This window comes from Streptosporangium sandarakinum (assembly GCF_050942225.1).
GTDB lineage: Bacteria > Actinomycetota > Actinomycetes > Streptosporangiales > Streptosporangiaceae > Streptosporangium > Streptosporangium nondiastaticum.
Genome location: NZ_CP192034.1, coordinates 5,056,528 through 5,074,829 on the forward strand (window position 1 = coordinate 5,056,528; position 18,302 = coordinate 5,074,829).

At 74.6% G+C, this 18,302-nt stretch carries 16 protein-coding genes; 9 read left to right on the forward strand and 7 right to left on the reverse strand.

The window, feature by feature from the left end:
• The first annotated feature begins 27 nt into the window (after positions 1–27).
• The 4 genes from ACQP10_RS23680 to ACQP10_RS23695 are packed head-to-tail and all read left to right on the forward strand — an operon-like array spanning position 28 to position 2,746.
• Positions 28–1,173 carry a type III polyketide synthase gene (locus tag ACQP10_RS23680; RefSeq protein ID WP_433539727.1) on the forward strand — a complete coding sequence of 382 codons (1,146 nt, stop codon included), beginning with the start codon at positions 28–30 and terminating at the stop codon, positions 1,171–1,173.
• 6 nt (positions 1,174–1,179) lie between these two features.
• Positions 1,180–1,737 (forward strand): isoprenylcysteine carboxyl methyltransferase family protein, encoded by a 558-nt coding sequence (locus ACQP10_RS23685; protein ID WP_433539728.1) that lies wholly within the window; start codon positions 1,180–1,182, stop codon positions 1,735–1,737.
• A complete protein-coding gene (locus ACQP10_RS23690) occupies positions 1,734–2,540 on the forward strand; it encodes an NAD(P)/FAD-dependent oxidoreductase (protein WP_433539729.1) in 807 nt (268 codons plus the stop codon). Before ACQP10_RS23685 ends, ACQP10_RS23690 begins: the two co-directional genes overlap by 4 nt.
• Entirely contained in the window at positions 2,525–2,746 is a 222-nt protein-coding gene (locus ACQP10_RS23695) for a hypothetical protein (RefSeq protein ID WP_433539730.1), read from the forward strand. The genes ACQP10_RS23690 and ACQP10_RS23695 overlap by 16 nt, the downstream gene beginning before the upstream one ends.
• A 130-nt stretch (positions 2,747–2,876) precedes the next feature.
• On the opposite strand, the gene ACQP10_RS23700 is transcribed toward ACQP10_RS23695, so the two are convergent.
• On the reverse strand, positions 2,877–3,839 hold the full coding sequence (locus ACQP10_RS23700) for a hypothetical protein (RefSeq protein WP_433539731.1): 963 nt from the start codon (positions 3,837–3,839) through the stop codon (positions 2,877–2,879).
• A 167-nt stretch (positions 3,840–4,006) separates the two neighbouring features.
• Positions 4,007–5,842 carry an AMP-dependent synthetase/ligase gene (locus ACQP10_RS23705; protein ID WP_389999368.1) on the reverse strand — a complete coding sequence of 612 codons (1,836 nt, stop codon included), beginning with the start codon at positions 5,840–5,842 and terminating at the stop codon, positions 4,007–4,009.
• A 263-nt stretch (positions 5,843–6,105) separates the two neighbouring features.
• On the opposite strand from ACQP10_RS23705, the gene ACQP10_RS23710 reads away from it, so the two are divergent.
• Both ACQP10_RS23710 and ACQP10_RS23715 read left to right on the forward strand, forming a co-directional pair.
• On the forward strand, positions 6,106–7,614 hold the full coding sequence (locus ACQP10_RS23710) for a peptide MFS transporter (protein ID WP_433539732.1): 1,509 nt from the start codon (positions 6,106–6,108) through the stop codon (positions 7,612–7,614).
• Between the two features lie 40 nt (positions 7,615–7,654).
• Positions 7,655–8,275 carry a trimeric intracellular cation channel family protein gene (locus tag ACQP10_RS23715; protein ID WP_346022515.1) on the forward strand — a complete coding sequence of 207 codons (621 nt, stop codon included), beginning with the start codon at positions 7,655–7,657 and terminating at the stop codon, positions 8,273–8,275.
• A 123-nt stretch (positions 8,276–8,398) separates the two neighbouring features.
• Here ACQP10_RS23715 and ACQP10_RS23720 read toward each other — a convergent pair whose 3' ends face one another.
• On the reverse strand, positions 8,399–9,832 hold the full coding sequence (locus ACQP10_RS23720; RefSeq protein ID WP_346022516.1) for a PLP-dependent aminotransferase family protein: 1,434 nt from the start codon (positions 9,830–9,832) through the stop codon (positions 8,399–8,401).
• A 77-nt stretch (positions 9,833–9,909) separates the two neighbouring features.
• Here ACQP10_RS23720 and ACQP10_RS23725 point away from each other — a divergent pair, with 77 nt between their 5' ends.
• A complete protein-coding gene (locus ACQP10_RS23725) occupies positions 9,910–10,515 on the forward strand; it encodes a YczE/YyaS/YitT family protein (RefSeq protein WP_346022517.1) in 606 nt (201 codons plus the stop codon).
• Positions 10,516–10,681: 166 nt separating this feature from the next.
• Complete coding sequence (locus tag ACQP10_RS23730; protein WP_433539733.1) at positions 10,682–12,451, forward strand: glycoside hydrolase family 15 protein; 1,770 nt, start codon at positions 10,682–10,684, stop codon at positions 12,449–12,451.
• 178 nt (positions 12,452–12,629) lie between these two features.
• Here the strand turns inward: ACQP10_RS23730 and ACQP10_RS23735 are convergent, their stop codons facing one another.
• On the reverse strand, positions 12,630–13,580 hold the full coding sequence (locus ACQP10_RS23735; RefSeq protein ID WP_399501330.1) for a hypothetical protein: 951 nt from the start codon (positions 13,578–13,580) through the stop codon (positions 12,630–12,632).
• Between the two features lie 23 nt (positions 13,581–13,603).
• Positions 13,604–14,578: a S66 peptidase family protein gene (locus ACQP10_RS23740; protein ID WP_346022520.1), complete on the reverse strand. Its 975-nt coding sequence runs from the start codon at positions 14,576–14,578 to the stop codon at positions 13,604–13,606.
• 30 nt (positions 14,579–14,608) lie between these two features.
• Here ACQP10_RS23740 and ACQP10_RS23745 point away from each other — a divergent pair, with 30 nt between their 5' ends.
• On the forward strand, positions 14,609–15,490 hold the full coding sequence (locus ACQP10_RS23745) for a sulfotransferase family protein (RefSeq protein WP_346022521.1): 882 nt from the start codon (positions 14,609–14,611) through the stop codon (positions 15,488–15,490).
• Between the two features lie 69 nt (positions 15,491–15,559).
• Here the strand turns inward: ACQP10_RS23745 and ACQP10_RS23750 are convergent, their stop codons facing one another.
• Positions 15,560–17,431, reverse strand: coding sequence for an ABC transporter ATP-binding protein (locus ACQP10_RS23750; RefSeq protein ID WP_389999387.1), 1,872 nt, complete (start codon positions 17,429–17,431; stop codon positions 15,560–15,562).
• Between the two features lie 51 nt (positions 17,432–17,482).
• Positions 17,483–18,292, reverse strand: coding sequence for an enoyl-CoA hydratase/isomerase family protein (locus tag ACQP10_RS23755; RefSeq protein ID WP_346022523.1), 810 nt, complete (start codon positions 18,290–18,292; stop codon positions 17,483–17,485).
• Between the last annotated feature and the right edge of the window lie 10 nt (positions 18,293–18,302).

The following is an 18,302-nucleotide window of genomic DNA, read 5'->3' on the forward strand; positions in this document are numbered from 1 at the left end:
TTCCTCCGTGCGGGGGGTACCTGCCACATGACGCGAATCGCCGCGGTACGCGGCGCGCTGCCACCGAACCGCTACTCCCAGGCCGAGATCACCGACGCCGTCGCGCGGATGTGCGGGCTCGAAGGCACCGGCAGGCGGCTGCTGGACCGCCTGCACGCGAGCGCCCGGGTCCGTTCGCGGCACCTGGCCCTCCCTCTCGACGGGTACGCCAAGCTCGACGGGTTCGGCGCGGCCAACGACGTGTTCGTCGAGACCGCCGTGGACCTGGGCGCCGAGGCGGTCGGCGCGGCGCTGGACGCGGCGGGCCTCGAACCCCGCGACGTCGACATGATCATGTTCACCTCGGTGACCGGCGTCGCCGCCCCCTCGGTGGACGCCCGGCTGGTCGGCCGCCTGGGGCTGCGCCCCGACGTCAAGCGGGTGCCCGTGTTCGGGCTCGGCTGCGTGGCGGGGGCCGCCGGGATCTCCCGGGTGCACGACTACCTGCGCGGCTGGCCCGACCACGTGGCCGTGCTGCTGTCGGTGGAGTTGTGCTCGCTGACCCTGCAGCGCGACGACGTCTCCCCGGCCAACATGGTCGCCGGCGCGCTGTTCGGCGACGGCGCGGCGGCGGTGGTGGCCTGCGGCGACGAGCGGGACGACGGGAGCGGCGCGGTGGCGCCCGCGGCGGGCGCCGGTGCGGGGACGTCCGCGGCGGTGGGCGGCGGTCCCCTCAACGGCCGCGCGGCGGACGGCGGGGCGGGTCCGCGGGTGGTGGCGACCCGCAGCCACCTGTACCCCGACTCCGGGCACGTGATGGGCTGGGACGTCCGCGACGGCGGCTTCAAGGTGCTGCTCGACCCGGGCGTGCCCGACGTGGTGCGCGCCTACCTCGCCGACGACGTGCACGGCTTCCTGTCCGACCACGGCCTCACCGCCTCCGACGTGACGGCGTGGGTGTGCCATCCCGGGGGCCCGAAGGTGCTGGAGGCCGTCTCCGAGTCGCTGGACCTGCCCGTCGGCGCGCTGGACGTCACCTGGCGTTCGCTGGCCGAGGTGGGCAACCTGTCGTCCTCCTCGGTGCTGCACGTGCTGCGCGACACCATCGCCCTGCGGCCGCCGCCGGGCACCCCGGGGCTGCTCATCGCGATGGGCCCCGGATTCTGCTCGGAACTCGTCCTGTTGCGCTGGTAGGGGCCGATGACCTGGCATCTCTCGACGTGGTACCTGCTGCTCGTGCTGCTCGTCGGGGCCGAGCGGCTCGCCGAACTGGTGGTCGCCCGCCGCAACGCCCGCTGGAGCCTGGCCCGGGGCGGGGTGGTGTACGGCCGGGGCCACTACCCGTGGATGGTCGCCCTGCACACCGGGTTGCTCGCCGGGTGCCTGCTGGAGGCCGGGCCGGCCGGCCGCCCGTTCGTCCCGGCGCTGGGCTGGCCGATGCTGGCCGTGGTCGCCGCCGCCCAGGCGCTGCGCTGGTGGTGCATCGCGGCGCTGGGCCCGCGCTGGAACACCCAGGTGATCGTGGTGCCGGGCCTGCCGCTGGTGGAGCGGGGCCCGTACCGGCTGTCCTGGCTGCGCCACCCCAACTATGTGGCGGTGGCCGCCGAGGGCGCGGCGCTGCCGCTGGTGCACGGCGCCTGGGTCACCGCGGCCGTCTTCACCGTGCTCAACGCCGCGCTGATGGTGGTGCGGATCCGGTGTGAGGACGCCGCGCTGGCCGTGGCGGCCCCGCCGGTGCCCGGGCGGGCCCCGGCGTGATCGACGTGCTGGTCGCCGGCGGCGGGCCGGCGGGCCTGGCCACCGCCATCCACGCGACGCTGGCGGGCATGGAGGCGGTCGTGGTCGAGCCCCGCCTCGCGCCGGTGGACAAGGCGTGCGGCGAGGGGCTGATGCCGAGCGGCGTCGCCGCGCTGCGGGCGCTGGGCGTGCGGCCGCCGGGCCGGGCGCTGCGCGGCATCAGCTATCTCGACGGGCGGCACCGGGCGCAGGCGGCCTTCCGCGACGGGCCCGGGCTCGGGGTGCGGCGCACGGAGCTGCACGCCGCGCTGTCGGCGCGCGCCGCCGAACTGGGGGTGAAGGTCCTCCCCGGCCGGGTGGAGGAGGTGCGGCAGGACGGCGAGGGGGTCCGGGCCGCCGGGCTGCGCGCCCGCTGGCTGGTGGCCGCCGACGGCCTGCACTCCCCCGTGCGGGCCATGCTGGAACTCGGCCTGCCCGATCCGGGGCCGCGCCGGTACGGCCTGCGGCGGCACTACCGCGTCGCCCCCTGGAGCGACTTCGTGGAGGTCCACTGGGCCGCGGACGGCGAGGCGTACGTGACGCCGGTGGGCGACGAGCTGGTCGGGGTGGCCGTGCTGAGCTCGCGGCGGCGCGGCTACGCCGAGCACCTGGCGGACTTCCCCGCGCTGCTGGAGCGGCTGGGCGGCCGGGCCGTGACCCCGGTGCGCGGGGCCGGTCCGCTGCGCCAGCGGGTCCGCGCCCGCGTCGCCGGCCGGGTGCTGCTGGTCGGCGACGCGGCCGGGTACGTCGACGCGCTGACCGGCGAGGGGTGTCCCTGGCGCTGACGTCGGCGCGGGTGCTGGTGGGCTGCCTGCGGGCCGGCGCCCCGCAGTCCTACGAGGGCGCCTGGCTGCGGCTGTCGCGGCGGCACCGGCTGCTCACCGGGGCGCTGGTGTCGGCCCGCAGGCACCGGGCGGTGCCCCGGCTGGTGGTCCCGGCGGCGCAGCGGCTGCCCGCCGTGTTCGGCGCGGTCGTGCACGCCCTGGCCTGAGCCGGAGCCGGAGCCGGAGCCGCGCCCGGTGCGGTCGGCGGCCGTGTCCGTGGCCGCTTCCGGAGGGCGCCTGTGCGGGCCGTGGAGCACGGCGGGCGCCGGGGCCCGTGTCCGTTCCGGGGCCCGGCCGCTACCGGCCGCCGGTCGGGTGGATGACGCTCAGCCGGGGGGCGTGGCCGGACGTCCCGGCGTACCGGATCCGCCAGTCGCCGCCTCCCCCGCGGGCCGCGCCCGGCATTCGGCGGGTGAAGCGTCCCTGCCGGTCGGTGGTGGCCGAGGCCGCCGTCGTCCAGCTCTCCCGCCCCTCCTCCCGGTGCAGGATCTCGACGGGCTGGCCGGGGAACGGGGCGTAGTCGAGGTAGCCCTGCGGATCGACCCGGTTCAGCACGCCCGTGACCTTCACGTCCCGGCCCTCTCGGCCCTCCCGGACAGCCTCGATCGAGCTGAACCGGGTGGCGCGTTTCAGCTCGAACCGGGCGTAACCGGTGGCCGAGGCGCCGCCGGCGCCCTTGACGGTCGCGATGACCATCCAGGGTCCGGCGGGGTACCAGCGGTTGAGCTGCTTGTCGGGCAGGAACCGCCACGTCTCCCACCCGCCGCCGTTCTCCGTCGCAGGCTCGGCGGGCGCCCCGGGCGCGCCGGGGACCGCGAGGGCGGTGAGCGCCCCGGGCGCAGCAGGCGCAGCAGGCGCGGCGGGCACGGCCGCGACACGGGCGGCCTGGGTCCGGCGCCCGCCGCCGGTCCTCCGTACGGCGAGCGCCCGGGGAACGGCGGGACGCGAGAAGACGGCGTGGGCCGGGATCGGCGTCCCCCACTGCTGGACGGTGGGCGGCAGGGGCTCGGGCCGGAGCACCGTGCCGCCGGCGGGCGGGGTGCCCGGCTCGACCCGGACGGCCACCGCGTCCGGCCCGGCGGCCCCGCGGGCGACCACGTCGATCACCAGGCGCAGGGAACCGGCCGGGCCGACCACGGGGGTGCCGGGGCGCAGGGTCACGGAACGGATCACCGGCTCCTCGGCGGCGGTGGCGGGCCCCGCCTGGGCGGACAGGGCGGCCCCCGACGCCAGGAGCGGCAGAAGGAGTCTCATAGCCATGGCCAGGACGTTAGGAAACGCCCGGTAACGACCGGGCAGGCGACACACGCCCGGTTGGCAAAACGACGGCTCCCGGCCGCGCCGCGCCCCGCCACCGGCCCCGGCCTCCCGTGGGGACCCGGCCCGTTCCCGCCGGGGGACGCCGCGCCCCGGCGGTGCCGCGCCCGTCAGTCGCGGTACAGCTCGTCGATGATCCCGGCGTACTTGGCGTGCACGACCCGGCGCTTGAGCTTGAGGCTGGGGGTCAGCTCCTCGGTCTCGGCGGTCCACTCGGCCGGCAGCAGCCGCCAGCGCTTGACCTGCTGGACGCGGGCCAGCCGCTCGTTGGCGGCGGCGACGGCGGCCCCGACCTCCGCCAGGACCTCGGGGTGCCCGGCGAGGCCGGCGAGGTCGGTGGCGGGGATGCCGCGGCTGCGGGCCCAGCCGGCGGCGACCTCGCCGTCGAGGGTGAGGATCGCCACCGGGTACGGCCTGCCGTCGCCGTAGGCGAGGGCCTGGCCGATCAGCGGGTGCTCCTTGAGGTGGTTCTCGATGTTGGCCGGGGAGATGTTCTCGCCGCCGGCGGTGATGATGAGCTCCTTCTTGCGGTCCACGATGCGGATGAAACCGTCGTCGTCGATCGTGCCGATGTCGCCGGTGTGCAGCCAGCCGTCCTCGTCGATGAGCTCGGCGGTCGCCTCGGGGCGGTTCAGGTAGCCGCGGGTGTTGGCGGGGCTGCGGGTGAGGATCTCCCCGTCCTCGGCGATGCGGACCTCCACGCCCGGCCCGGCCTGGCCGACCGTGCCGAGTTTGTAGCGGTCCGGGGCGTTGGCGGTGAAGGCGCCCGTCGTCTCGGTCATGCCGTACACGTCCAGCACGCACAGGCCGAGGCCGGCGAAGAAGCGCTGGACCTCCAGCGGCATCGGCGCGGCGGCGCTGCCCAGCCAGGCGGCGTCGCCGAGGCCGATCATGGAGCGGATCATCGACAGCAACCCGGCGTCGGCGCGCTCGTAGGCGGCCCGCACCTCGGGCGAGGGCGTGCCGCCGTACTGCCCGGCCTCCATGTGGGCGAGCCCGGCGGCCATGGCCTCGCGCACGGCCCGCTGCTGCTCCTCCGGCTGGGAGACCAGCAGCGCCTGCAGGCGGGCCATCATCTTCTCCCACACGCGCGGCACGCCGAAGAACAGCACCGGCCTCACCTGGCCGAGGACCGCGCCGAGGCGGGCCATGTCGGTGCAGAAGTGGGTGTGGGAGATCTTCAGCAGCGGCAGGTAGAGGCTGAGGACCCGCTCGGCGATGTGCGCGTAGGTGAGGTAGGAGATCTGCGTGCCGCGCTGCGGCAGGTCGGCCATCCGGGTGGTGGCCACCACCTCGAACAGCACGTTGGCGTGGGTCAGCGGCACGCCCTTGGGGTTTCCGGTGGTGCCGGAGGTGTAGAGCACGGTCAGGACGTCGCCGGGCCGGGCGGCCCGCCAGCGGGCCTCGACGGCGGCGGGGTCGGCGGCGAGCCGCTCGCGGCCCAGGGCCAGGAAGTCGTCCCAGGCGAGGAACCGGTCGCCGGCCGGGGCCCCCTCCAGCACGATGACCTTCTCCAGGGCGGGGAGGCGGTCGAGCACCGGCTCCCACGTGGCCAGTTCCTCAGGCCCGCCCAGCACCGCGATCCGTGCGCCGATGTCACCCGCGACGAAGGCCACCTGCTCGGGGGTGAAGGTCGCGTAGACCGAGCAGGAGACGCCCCCGGCGTGCACCGTGCCCAGGTCGGCCAGGACGTGCTCGCTGCGGTTGACCATCATCAACGCGACCGCCTCGCCGGGCCGCAGCCCCAGGGCGGCGAGGCCGGCGGCGATCTCCAGGACGCGGCGGCGGGCGTCGGCGTAGGTGAGGGTGACCCAGCCGTCGCCGTCGGGGTCGGAGTAGGCGGGGGCGCCGGGATGGTGCTCGGCCGCCTCCCGCAGCAGGTCGCAGACCGTACGGCCGCCGATCTCCCGCTCGATCTCCGCGCGCTCTTCGAGGACACCCGCCATGACGCCTCCGCACCGTGTTCGCAACGTGTTCGCCCGCCCGGTTGGGATGCATCGCACCACACGCCGCGGACCTGGGACAAGGCCCAAAGTCGAGGAGCGGGCCGGTCCGGGACGGGTGGTGCCCGCCGATGCGCCCACCGGGTCGGAAACGCCCATGACCTGCACGAACACCCCCGAACGGGATGCTCACGGCCGGGACAGGACACCCCGTTCCGCTACGTAGGGTGGAGTGTCATCACGCGACGAGGCCGGGGGGCTCACACATGTCCGCGGAGACCCGCACCGAGGAGAAGACCTTCTTCGGACATCCACGTGGCCTGGCCACGCTGTTCGGCACCGAGATGTGGGAACGCTTCAGCTGGTACGGCCTGCGCGCCATCCTGGCCACCTTCATGGCCGCCTCCCCCGCCGCGTCGGGCCTGGGGCTCTCGCAGCAGACCGCCACGGCGCTCGTCGGCGTCTACGGCGCGCTGATCTATCTCGTGGCGCTGCCGGGGGGCTGGATCGCCGACCGGATCCTGGGGGCCCGGCGGGCGGTGCTGTGGGGCGGCTTCATCATCATGTGCGGCCACATCAGCATGGCGATCCCGGTGAACGGAGGCGCCTTCGTCGCCCTGGGCCTGCTGCTCATCATCACCGGCACGGGGCTGCTGAAGCCGAACATCTCCGCGATGGTCGGCAAGCTGTACCCGGAGGACGAGGACGCGCGCCGGGACGCCGGCTTCTCGATCTTCTACCTCGGCATCAACATCGGCGCCTTCGCCGCGCCGCTCGTCGTGGGCTGGCTCGCCTCCGGCGACCGCTGGCACCTGGGCTTCAGCGCGGCGGCGGTCGGCATGGCGCTGGGGCTGTGGCAGTACGCGGCGGGTCGCCGCCACCTGCGGGGCGCGGGCGACGCGCCCGGCCACCGGCTGACCCCGCGCGAGCGGCGGCGCTTCGCCACCGCGGCCGCGGGCGCCGCCGTCGCGGTGGCCGGCGCGCTGGCGCTCTGGGCGGCCTCCGGAACGTTCAGCCTGGGTGCGTTCTCGCTGGTGGTGACCCTGCTCATCGTCGCCGTGCCGGTGGGCTACTTCGCCTACATCCTGCTCGGCAGCCACAACCTGACCGAGGACGAGCGTTCGGGGATGAAGGCCTACATCTGGCTGTTCGCCGCCGCGGCGGTCTTCTGGATGCTCTACGACCTCGCCCCGACCGTGCTGCTGTTCTTCGCCCAGGACCGCACCGACCTGTCGCTGTTCGGCTTCGGGATCACCGCGGCGACCACCCAGGCGTTCAACCCGCTGTTCATCGCGATCCTCGTCCCCGTCTTCGCGGCGCTCTGGGTCAAGCTGGGCAACCGGGTGACGGCCCCGCACAAGTTCGCCTTCGCCCTGTTCATGAACGGGCTGAGCTTCGTGGTCATGGCGCTGGCCGCCAAGCTGGCCGAGCAGGGCAGGATCTCGGTGTGGTGGCTGGTGCTGGTCTACCTCGTGCAGGTCTTCGGCGAGCTGGCGCTGAGCCCGGTCGGGCTGTCGATCACCACCAGGCTCGCCCCCGCGGCGTTCAAGGGCCAGATGCTGGGGGTGTGGTTCATCGCCATCGCGGTGGGCGACGCGGTGGGCGGGCAGACCGCGCGGCTGCGCGACTACGTGTCGGAGCCCATGTACTTCCTGACGCTGGCGCTGATCGCGCTCGCCGCAGGCGCGCTGATGTTCGCGTTCGTCCCCCGGCTCAACCGGCTGATGCGGGAGCATCACCAGGAGGAGGCGGCGGCCGGGTCGCCTCCTGCCTGAAACGGCGATCACATATATCCGGTCATGGGATGATTAGACGGTGAGCCACGCCCTCGATCTCATCGGAATCTTCGTCTTCGCGCTCACCGGGGCGCTGGTCGGTGTCCGCCGCCGGCTGGACGTGGTGGGCATGACCGTGCTGGCGGAGATGACCGCGCTGGGCGGCGGGATCCTGCGTGACCTGATCCTCAACGTGCGGCCCGCGGCCTTCTCCAGCACCGGCTACGTGGTCGTGCCGGCCGTGGCCGCTGCGATCGTGTTCTTCTGGCATCCCCATGTGGAGCGGGTGATGCCCGCGGTGGACGTGCTCGACGCGGCGGGGCTGGGCCTGTTCTGCGCGGTCGGCACCGAGAAGGCGATGAACTACGGCCTCAGCCCGCTGCACGGCGCCCTGCTCGGCGTCACCACCGCGGTCGGCGGCGGCATCCTGCGCGACGTCCTGGCCGGGCAGATCCCCCTCCTGCTGTACGACCGCCAGCTGTACGCGGTGCCGGCCATGCTCGGCTCGGCGGTCATGGCCGCGCTCTACACCCTCGACCTGCACGGCTGGCCGGCCACGCTGGCCTCGGCGGTGCTGGCCTTCGGGCTGCGCATCGCCGCCATGCGGCTGCGGCTGCGCGCGCCGCTGGCCCGGGGCGTGGCCTCCGACCAGGGCCCCTGACCCCTCGACCGCGGCCCCGGCCCGCCCTCGCGGCGTCCGGACGGCCCGCACGGCGTCCGGACCGCACAGCCGGCGACGGCCCGCACAGCCGGCGACGGCCCGCTCACCCGGCGGCGGGGCGGCTCAGAGGACCGGGGTGAGCGGCTCGGCGGGGCGGGCGCCGTACGGGCCCCTGACCCTGGCCTCGGCGATGCGCGCCACCGCCTCGGCGATGACCGGCGGCGGCTGGGTGAACGGCAGGCGCAGTCGGCCCTCCAGCGCGCCGTCCATCCCGAACCAGGGGCCCGGGGCGAGCCGCACGCCGTGGCAGGCCGCCGCGTCGGCGAGCGAGACGGCCGACGGGCCGGGCAGCCGCGCCCACAGCGCGCCGCCGCCGGCGGGCACGGTGAAGGTCAGGTCGGGCAGGTGCTCGGCCAGCGCGGCGACCAGGGCCGCGCGGGAGGCGCCGAGGGTCCGGCGGCGGTCGGCCCTGGCCTCCTCGATCCGGGAGAACAGCTCGGTCACCACGAGCTGCTCGAACGCCGGGCTGGCGATGTCCACGGCGGCGCGCAGCACGGCCAGGCGGCGCACCATGGCGGCGGTCGCGCGGACCCACCCGATGCGCAGGCCGCCCCACCACAGCTTGGACGCCGATCCGACGCTGATCACCCGCCCGTCGGTGTCGAAGGCGCCCAGCGGAGCGGTGCGGGGCACCTCGTCGAGGGCCAGCTCGCTCCAGGTCTCGTCCACGATGAGGGTGGTGCCGTGCCGCCTGGCCTCGCCGACCAGGCCGGCCCGGACGGCGTCGTCCATCAGGTGGCCGGTCGGGTTCTGGAAGTCGGGGATCACGTAGGCCAGGCGGGCCGCCGACTGGCGCAGCGCGGAGGTGAGCAGGTCGAGGTGCCAGCCGCCGTCGGGGACGCCGACCGGGACGATCCGCGCGCCGCGCGTCCTGGCGGCGTCGATCGCGTGCGGGTAGGTCGGCGACTCCAGCAGCACCGGGTCGCCCGGCGTCAGCAGCATCGTCATCACCAGGTGGATCGCCTGCTGGGCGCCGGTGGTGACGAGGATCTGCTCGGGGCGGGTGGCCAGGCCCCGGTGGGTGTAGCGGGCCGCGATCGCCTCGCGCAGCGGGGTGATCCCGGGGGGCTCGTAGCCCGTGCCGAGCGTGCGGCACAGGTAGCGCTCGGTGGCCGCCGCGACGGCCTCGGGCAGCAGCGGGGTGGCCGGCGGCGCGGCGGCGTGCAGCGGCAGCAGGCCGTCGTCCCCGGAGGCGATCCAGGGGTTGTCGGCGCCCATCTCGGAGGGCCGCGGCAGCGCCGTCCAGCTTCCCGCGCCCTGCCTGCTCTCCAGGTAGCCCTGCTCGCGCAGGCGGTCGTAGGCCGCGGTCACGGTGGTGCGGCTGACGCCCAGCTCCTGGGCGAGGTGGCGCTCGGCGGGGAGGCGGACCCGCACGGGCAGCCGGCCGTCGAGGATCAGCGACCGCACCGTCTCGGCCAGCACCCGGTAGTACGGCCGGGCGCCGGGGTCGATCGCCACCAGGCGAGCCAGTTGCGGGCCGCTCAGATACCGGTTCACCTACGCCACTATAAGGCCATTTTCCGATGATTGGCCCTTTTGCCAAGCATCAATGGCCTTGAAGAATCAAGGCCATTATGAGCGAAGCATCCCTTCCATCCCTGGGCTCCCTGCCGAACCGTCTCCTGCGCCTGTACGCGGGCCTCGCGCTGTACGGCACCGGCATCGCCCTGCAGATCGAATCGCGCCTCGGCGGAAGCCCCTGGGACGTCTTCCACCAGGGCCTGGCCGTCCACCTGGGCCTCTCGGTCGGCATGTGGATCATCATCGTGGGCGCCCTGGTCATGCTGCTGTGGATCCCGCTGCGGCAGAGGCCCGGGATCGGCACCATCAGCAACGTCATCCTCGTCGGCGTGTTCGCCGACGCGGTCATGTGGCTGGTCCCGGAGCCCGGCCCGCTGGCCGTGCGCTGGGCCTGCCTGCTGGCCGGGGTCGTGGTCACCGCCGCGGCGACCGGCCTGTACATCGGGGCCGGGCTCGGCCCCGGCCCGCGAGACGGGCTGATGACCGGCCTGAACCGGCTGGGCCTGAGCATCCGTACGGCCCGTACCCTCATCGAGATCACGGTGCTGGCCGTGGGCTGGCTGCTCGGCGGCGTCGTGGGCGTCGGCACCGTGGTGTTCGCCCTGGCCATCGGGCCCCTGACCCAGTTCTTCATGCCGCGCATGCGGCCGCGCGGCTGAGCACGGCCGGGCGCGGCCAGGCGCCGCCAGGCGTCGCCGGGCCGTGACCGGGACCGGGGCAGGCGCCGGACCGGGACCTGGACGGGCGCCGGGCCGGGACCGGGCCGAGACCGGAGCATCGGCCGGGGCAGGGCTGATCCGCCGCCGCCGGGGTAGCGTCGGTGCCATGCGGATCGAGGACTACGCGCTCATCGGCGACATGCAGTCGGCCGCCCTGATCGGGCGGGACGGCTCCATCGACTGGCTCTGCCTGCCACGTTTCGACTCCCCGGCGTGCTTCGCGGCGCTGCTCGGCGACAAGTACAACGGGCAGTGGTGGGTGGGCCCCTCCGGTCACGAGCGGCCGCCCGCCACCCGGCGGCGCTACCGGGGCGAGACGCTGATCCTGGAGAGCGAGTGGGACACCCCCACCGGCACGGTCCGGGTGATCGACTTCATGCCCGCCCGGCACGCCAACCCCGACCTGGTCAGGATCGTGGAGGGCGTGTCGGGGACCGTGGAGATGTCCACCGAGATCCGCGTCCGCTTCGACTACGGCCGCATCGTGCCCTGGGTGCGCCGCACCGACGGGCTGCTGCACGCCGTCGGCGGCCCCGACTCGATCTGGCTGCACTCCCCCGTACCGCTGCACGGCGGCGACTACGCCCACCGGGCGAGGTTCACCGTCTCGGCGGGCGAGCGGGTGCCGTTCGTGTTCACCTGGCATCCCTCCCACCAGCCCAGGCCCGTGGAGATCGACCCGTTCGAGCAGCTCACCGAGACGGTGGGGCTGTGGGAGGAGTGGGTGGAGCAGTGCACCTACCAGGGTCCCTGGCGCGAGGCCGTGGTCCGCTCCCTGATCACGCTCAAGGCGCTCACCTACGAGCCCACCGGCGGCATCGTCGCCGCCCCCACCACCTCGCTGCCCGAGGACATCGGCGGGGTCCGCAACTGGGACTACCGCTTCTGCTGGCTGCGTGACGCCACCATGACGCTGGACGCGCTCATCGGCGCCGGCTACCTCGGCGAGGCCCGCTCCTGGCGCGCCTGGCTGCTGCGGGCCATCGCCGGCCGCGCCCAGGACCTGCAGATCATGTACAGCGTCTCCGGGGAGCGGCGACTGACCGAGCTGGAGCTCGACTGGCTGCCGGGCTACGAGGACTCCCGCCCGGTCCGGATCGGCAACGGCGCGGTCACCCAGCTCCAGCTCGACGTCTACGGGGAGGTGATGAACTCCCTGCACCTGTCGCGCGCCTCGGGCATGGAGCCCGACGACCGGGCCTGGACCATCCAGCTGGAGCTGATGGACTACGTGGAGGCCCACTGGGACGAGCCCGACGAGGGGTTGTGGGAGGTCCGCGGCCCGCGCCGTCACTTCACCCACTCCAAGGTGATGTGCTGGGTCGCGCTCGACCGGGCCATCAGGCAGGTGGAGGACTTCGGCCGGCCGGGGCCGGTGGAGCGGTGGCAGACGCTGCGCGAGCAGATCCACGCCGAGGTCTGCGACAAGGCGTTCGACACGGCCCGCAACACCTTCACCCAGTCGTACGGCTCGCGGGAGCTGGACGCCGCGCTGCTGATGATCCCGATGGTCGGGTTCCTGCCGCCGGACGACCCGCGGGTGGTCGGCACGGTGGAGGCGATCCAGCGGGAGCTGATGGCCGACGGCTTCGTGCGGCGCTACCCGGTGTCGGAGGACGGCAACCTCGACGGCCTGCCCGGCGGCGAGGGCGCGTTCCTGGCGTGCAGCTTCTGGCTGGCCGAGGCGTTGGCGATGATCGGCCGCAGGGAGGAGGCCGTGGAGCTGTTCGAGCGCCTGCTGTCGCTGCGCAACGACGTGGGCCTGCTCGCCGAGGAGTACGATCCCCGCCACGGCCGCCTGGTGGGGAACTTCCCGCAGGCGTTCAGCCACGTGCCGCTGATCCACGCCGCCCGCGCGCTCGCCGGGGACGACTGACCGGTACGGCCCGCCTCCTCCCGCCGCCTGCGCGCGGGACGCGGTGAGGCGCCCGGCGCGGAGCCTTCCCGCCCGGCGCGGAGCCTTCCCGCCCGGCGCGGAGCCTTCCCGCCCGGCGCGGAGCCTTCCCGTCGGGCGCGGGACGCGCGGTACGGCGGGCCCGCCGTACCGCCCCGGGTCAGCGCTCGGGGGTCTCGGCGTCGGGCCGGACGGCCAGGGCGGCGATGACGCGGGCGAACTCCGGCGGCGGGGCCACCACCAGGCGGACCTGCCCGTCCTGGGCGATCAGGTCGGCCCGTACCAGGGCGAGCCCGCCGTCGTGCCACCAGTAGACGTGCGGGCTGAGGGCGTCGTCGCGCCGCTCGAACTCCCGCTGGGCGAACAGCCTCAGCCGCTCGATCGCGCGGACCACGCCGATGCCCTCGACCGGGTGGACGACCACGGTGGCCGGACCGGTCAGCGCGACCAGCGCGCCGTCGGCCGGGAGGGGCAGGTGCTCGTCCAGGCGGCGCAGGCAGGCGGCGGCGCCCGCGCCGTCCAGGCTCAGGACCGTGACGCCGCCGAGGTCGGCCTCGGTGACCGAGGATCGCCCGCCGCCGGCGTTGCCCGCGGCCAGCTCCAGGGCCTGGGCGGCGGTGACCGGCCAGCAGCCGGCCTCCTCCGGGCGGACCGGCCGCTCGGCCGCGCCGTGCCCGACGGTCAGCACCTCCACCAGGTCCGCGGCCAGGTGCCGGCCGACCACGAGGCCGTCGTCCAGGCCGTCGTCGAAGCGGACGCGGGTGCCCAGCAGCGGGCCGGCCTGGGCCAGGTCGCAGGCGTCGAACGGCTCGTCCGCCGTGGCCAGCGCGTGGGAGAGGTGCCCGGAGACCAGCACCGGCCAGTCCTCCCGCGACCGGCGGCGCGCCTCGGCGCGCAGGCCCGTCAGCCGGACCTCGATCGTGCGGGGGCCGGACAGGGTCAGCGTGGCGCCGCCGGGCTCGAAGGAACAGTCGTAGCCGAGGGTGTCGGCGACGAGGGCGAGCAGGGAGTCGAGGTCGACCTCCTCGACCGGGCGGGCCGGAGCGGCCTGAGCCGCCGGGTTCACCGAGGTCACGGCCCGTCGATCACGGTGCCGCCGGAACAGCCTCACGCACTTTTCCCCTCTCCCGTTCGCTAGGTCCGCACCCAGGGTGCCTTCCCGGGATCGGTGAGTGAGCCCGTCAGAGAGCACGATTCTGCATCAATAGCACCAAGTGCCCCCAACTGCACACTGAACTGTGGTGTCCCGTGGCCCACCGGAAGCCCGGCGATCACCGGCACCCCGAGCGGCGCGAGCCGCTCGACGAGCGTCGGGTAGGGGTCGCCGCAGCCCACCCAGGAACCCAGGGCGAACCCGGCCGCACCGTCCAGCGAGCCCGAACGCAGGAGCTGGGTGAGCATCCGGTCGATGCGGTAGGGCTCCTCGGCGATGTCCTCCAGCAGGACGATCCGGCCCCGGGCCCGCATCCGATGCGGCGTGCCACACAGGGCGGCCAGCAGACTGAGGTTACCGCCCGTCACCGGTGCGACGGCCCGCCCCGGGACGACGACCCGGTCGCCGGTGATCGGCCCGGGTTCGCCGAACAGCGCGGCGGCGAGGTGCTCCAGGGTGCGGGGCTCGGAGCCGGCGGGGCCGCTGAGCACGTCGCAGGCCGGCATCGGGCCGAACAGGGAGGCCAGCCCGAGCTCGACGGCGAACGCCTGGTGCAGCGCGGTGACGTCGCTGGAGCCGACGAGGGTCTTGGGCCCCGCGGCCCGCATGGCCTCCCAGTCGATCAGGTGCAGGATCCGCGAGGCGCCGTAGCCGCCCCGGCCGCAGAACACCGCGGCGACCGCCGGGTCGCACCAGGCCCGCTGCAGGTCGGCGGCCCGGTCTGCGTCGGAGCCGGCGAGGTAGCGGTCACGGTCGAGGGCGTGCTCGCCCATGACGACCTTCAGCCCCAGCTCCTCCAGCACGCCGGCGCCGCGCCGCAGCTGCGCCGGGTCGGGCGGGCCGCAGGGGCAGACCACCGCGACCGTGTCTCCGGGACGCAGCCGGGGCGGGACGACGGCGGGCCGGACGGCCGCGCCGTCCGCAGATGCTGGTGTGGGCAGGGCCGGTTCGTTCACGCTGGAAACGGTGCCACACTGGGCACACATATGCGACCTCCGCCCCACATCCTCGTGGTCAACGGCATCAAGGTCCGCCAGCCGGTGTTCGTGCTCGCCGCCCCGCACTCCGGCTCGGACCTGCTGGCCCGCGCCCTGAAACGCTCCCCCGGCTTCCACGTCACGATCGGCCGCGCCCCGGTCGCCCACGTGGTGTACGCCTTCGCCCGGCGCCCCTCCATCGCGGGCCGGGGCATGGGAGCCACCCGGGTGCTGCGCGACGCCCTGGCCGAGTCCTGGCAGATCGTCCCCGGCGCCTGCGGTGAGTGCCCGGCCGCCTGCCGGGAGGCGGGTGGCGTGACCGGCGCCGGGCCGTGCGCGGCGCCGGGCGCGGTGGCGCGGTTCGGCGACGCCAGCCCCGACCTGATCTACAGCGCCCAGGTGCTGCTACAGGCGTTCCCCGACGCCCGGTTCGTCCAGCTGATCAGGGACGGCAGGGACGTGGTGGCCGACATGCTGGCCGACCCGGCGGCGCTGGCGTGGTTCAAGCCCGCCATGCTGAGCGAGGAGGCCGAGTTCCCCAACCCGTTCCTCGGCGTCAACGCCGCCGAGCACCGCGACCGCTGGAAGGCGATGCCCACGGCGGGCAAGTGCGCGTTGCGCTGGCGCAGCGCGGTCCGGCTGTCGGCCGCGCTCCACCGCGACCTGCCGCGCGGGCAACTGCTGACCCTGCGCTACGAGGAGCTGGCCTCCTCCCCCGCCCGGGCCGCTGAGGAGCTGTCGGCCTTCCTCCAGGCGCGGGTGTCCAAGGTCGCCCTGTACGGCGGGCGCGCCCCGAAGACCGGCGTCTGGCGGAGCAGGCTGCACGGCGAGGACGCCGCCCTGGTGGAGAAGGTGGCCCGCACCGAGCTCGCCCGCCTGGGCTACCGGTGATCCCGCACCCGGTCCGCGTCCTGTCGGTGACCGTCGCGCGGTCCGCCGTATCCGGGCCGCGCGGAGAGGTCACTCGCCGCTGAACTGGGTGCGGTAGAGCTCGGCGTAGACGGCGCCGCCGGCCAGCAGCTCCTCGTGGCGGCCCCGCTCCACCACCCGGCCGTCGGCGATCACCAGGATCTGGTCGGCCTCGCGGACGGTGGACAGCCGGTGCGCGATGACCAGGGAGGTCCGGCCGTCCAGCGCGGTCTTCAGGGCCCGCTGGACCGCGGCCTCGGACTCGGAGTCGAGGTGGGCGGTGGCCTCGTCGAGGACGACCACCCGGGGCGCCTTGAGCAGCAGCCGGGCCAGGGCCAGGCGCTGCTTCTCGCCGCCGGACAGGCGGTAGCCCCGGTCGCCCACCACGGTCTCCAGGCCCTCGGGCAGCGCCTCGACCAGATCGGCGATCTGCGCGGCGCGCAGGGCCTCCCAGATCTCCTCCTCGGTGGCCCCGGGCCTGGCGTAGGCGAGGTTGGCCCCGATGGTGTCGTGGAAGAGGTGGGCGTCCTGCATCACCACGCCCACGGTGTCGCGCAGGGACTCGAAGGTGGCGTCGCGCACGTCCAGGCCGTTGATGCGCACGGCCCCCTCGTTCACGTCGTACAGCCGCGAGACCAGGCTGGTGATGGTGGTCTTGCCGGCGCCGGAGGGGCCGACCAGCGCGATCATCTGGCCCGGCCGGGCGGTGAAGGAGATGTCCCGCAGCACCTCGTGGCCGGGCCCGGGGTCGGGGCGGGCCACCGACTCCAGCGAGGCCAGCGACACCTCGGAGGCCGCGGGGTAGGTGAACCGGACGCCGTCGAACTCGACCGCGGCGGGCCCGTCCGGAACGGACCGGGCGTCGGGCCGCTCGGCGACCATGGGCTTCAGGTCGAGCACCTCGAAGACCCGGTCGAAGCTGACCAGCGCGGTCATCACGTCCACGTGCACGTTGGACAGGCTCGTCAGCGGGCCGTACAGGCGCATCAGCAGGGCGGCGAGCGCCACCAGGGTGCCGAGCTCGAAGGCGCCGTCGATGGCCAGCAGGCCGCCCCCTCCGTAGACCAGCGCGGTGGCCAGGGCCGCGACCAGGCCGAGCGCGACGCGGAAGACCGTGCCGTACATGGCGACGGTGACGCCGACGTCGCGCACCCGCCCGGCCCGGCTGCCGAAGTCGGCGGCCTCCTCGTCGGGGCGGCCGTACAGCTTGGCGACCATGGCGCCGGCGACGTTGAACCGCTCGGTCATCAGGGAGCTCATCTCGGCGTCGAGCTGCATCTGCTCGCGGGTCAGGCCGGACATCTTCCGGCCCACCCAGCGGGCCGGGAAGAGGAAGACCGGCAGCAGCACCAGGGCGACCAGGGTGATCTGCCACGACAGCGCGAGCATCGCGCCGAGCACCAGCACGAGCATGACCACGTTGGACACCACCGACGACAGGGTGCTGGTCAGCGCCCGCTGGGCGCCGATCACGTCGGTGTTCAGCCGGGAGACCAGGGCGCCGGTCTGGGTGCGCATGAAGAACGCCACCGGCATCCGCTGCACGTGGTCGAAGACCTCGGTGCGCAGGTTGTAGATCAGGCCCTCGCCGACCCGGGCGGAGAACCAGCGCTGGACGAGGGTGAGCCCCGCGTCGGCGAGCGCCAGGACCGCGATGACCCCGGAGAGGGCGAGCACCACGCCGGGCCGCTTCTGGGCGATGCCGTCGTCGATGATCGCCTTCATCAGCAGCGGGTTGGCGATCACGATGACCGAGCCCGCCACGACCAGTACCAGGAACGCCGTTATCTGCCGGGCGAACGGCCGCGCGTAGCGCGCTATGCGCCTGACCGTGCCCGGCGCCAGACGCTCCTTGGTCACCGAGCTGTCGCGCCGCAGCGAGCGCATCGCCTGGGGGCCGAAACCCCCGCCCATCATCGCCATGTGGCCTCCTCCATCGGAAGGAGCACCGGCCGGGATCTTTCCATTCCGCCGTCAGCTTCCGGCGAACAGCGCCTTGACCCGGGCGACCTGCTCGTGCCGCTCGGCGGCGGTCTGCTCCTCCAGCGTGCGGCCCGCGGCGCCCTGGAGCAGGCGCTTTGTCGCCGTCGCGGCGTCACGGTTCACCGCCAGCAGCGCGGCGGCCAGGTCGCGTACGGCGCCGGCCAGGTCGTCCGGAGCGACCACGAGCTCGGCCAGGCCCAGCCGGGCGGCCTCCTCGGCTCCCACGATGCGGGCGGTGAGGCAGATCTCCAGGGCCCTGGGCAGGCCGACGATGTCGACCAGCGGCTTGGTGCCGGTCAGGTCGGGCACCAGCCCGAGGGCGGGCTCCTTCATGCACAGCTTGGCGTCGTCGGCGAGGACGCGCAGGTCACAGGCGAGGGCGAGCTGGAAGCCGGCGCCGATCGCGTGCCCCTGGACGGCCGCGATCGAGACGATGTCGGGGCGGCGCAGCCACAGGAACCCCCGTTGCGCCTGGGCTATCCGCTGCTCGAAGGCCGAGTCGCCGAGCGTCGCGGAGGACGCGAACGACCCCTGGCCCGGCACCCCTTCCGGGGTGAACATCCGCAGGTCGATCCCTGCCGAGAAGGACGGCCCCTCACCCCTGACCACGACGACCCTCACCTGCTGCGGCAGGCTGTCACCGATCCGGGCCAGCGCCGACCAGGTCGCGAACGTCTGAGCGTTCCGCTTGTCCGGCCGGTCCAGCGTGATCGTCGCGATCTCGCCGTCCACCTCGTAGCGCAGACCGGCCTCCTCCGGGGAGGCCCCTTCCGCGCTTCCCGTGAACACCGCTTCCGTCATGGCTCGCTCT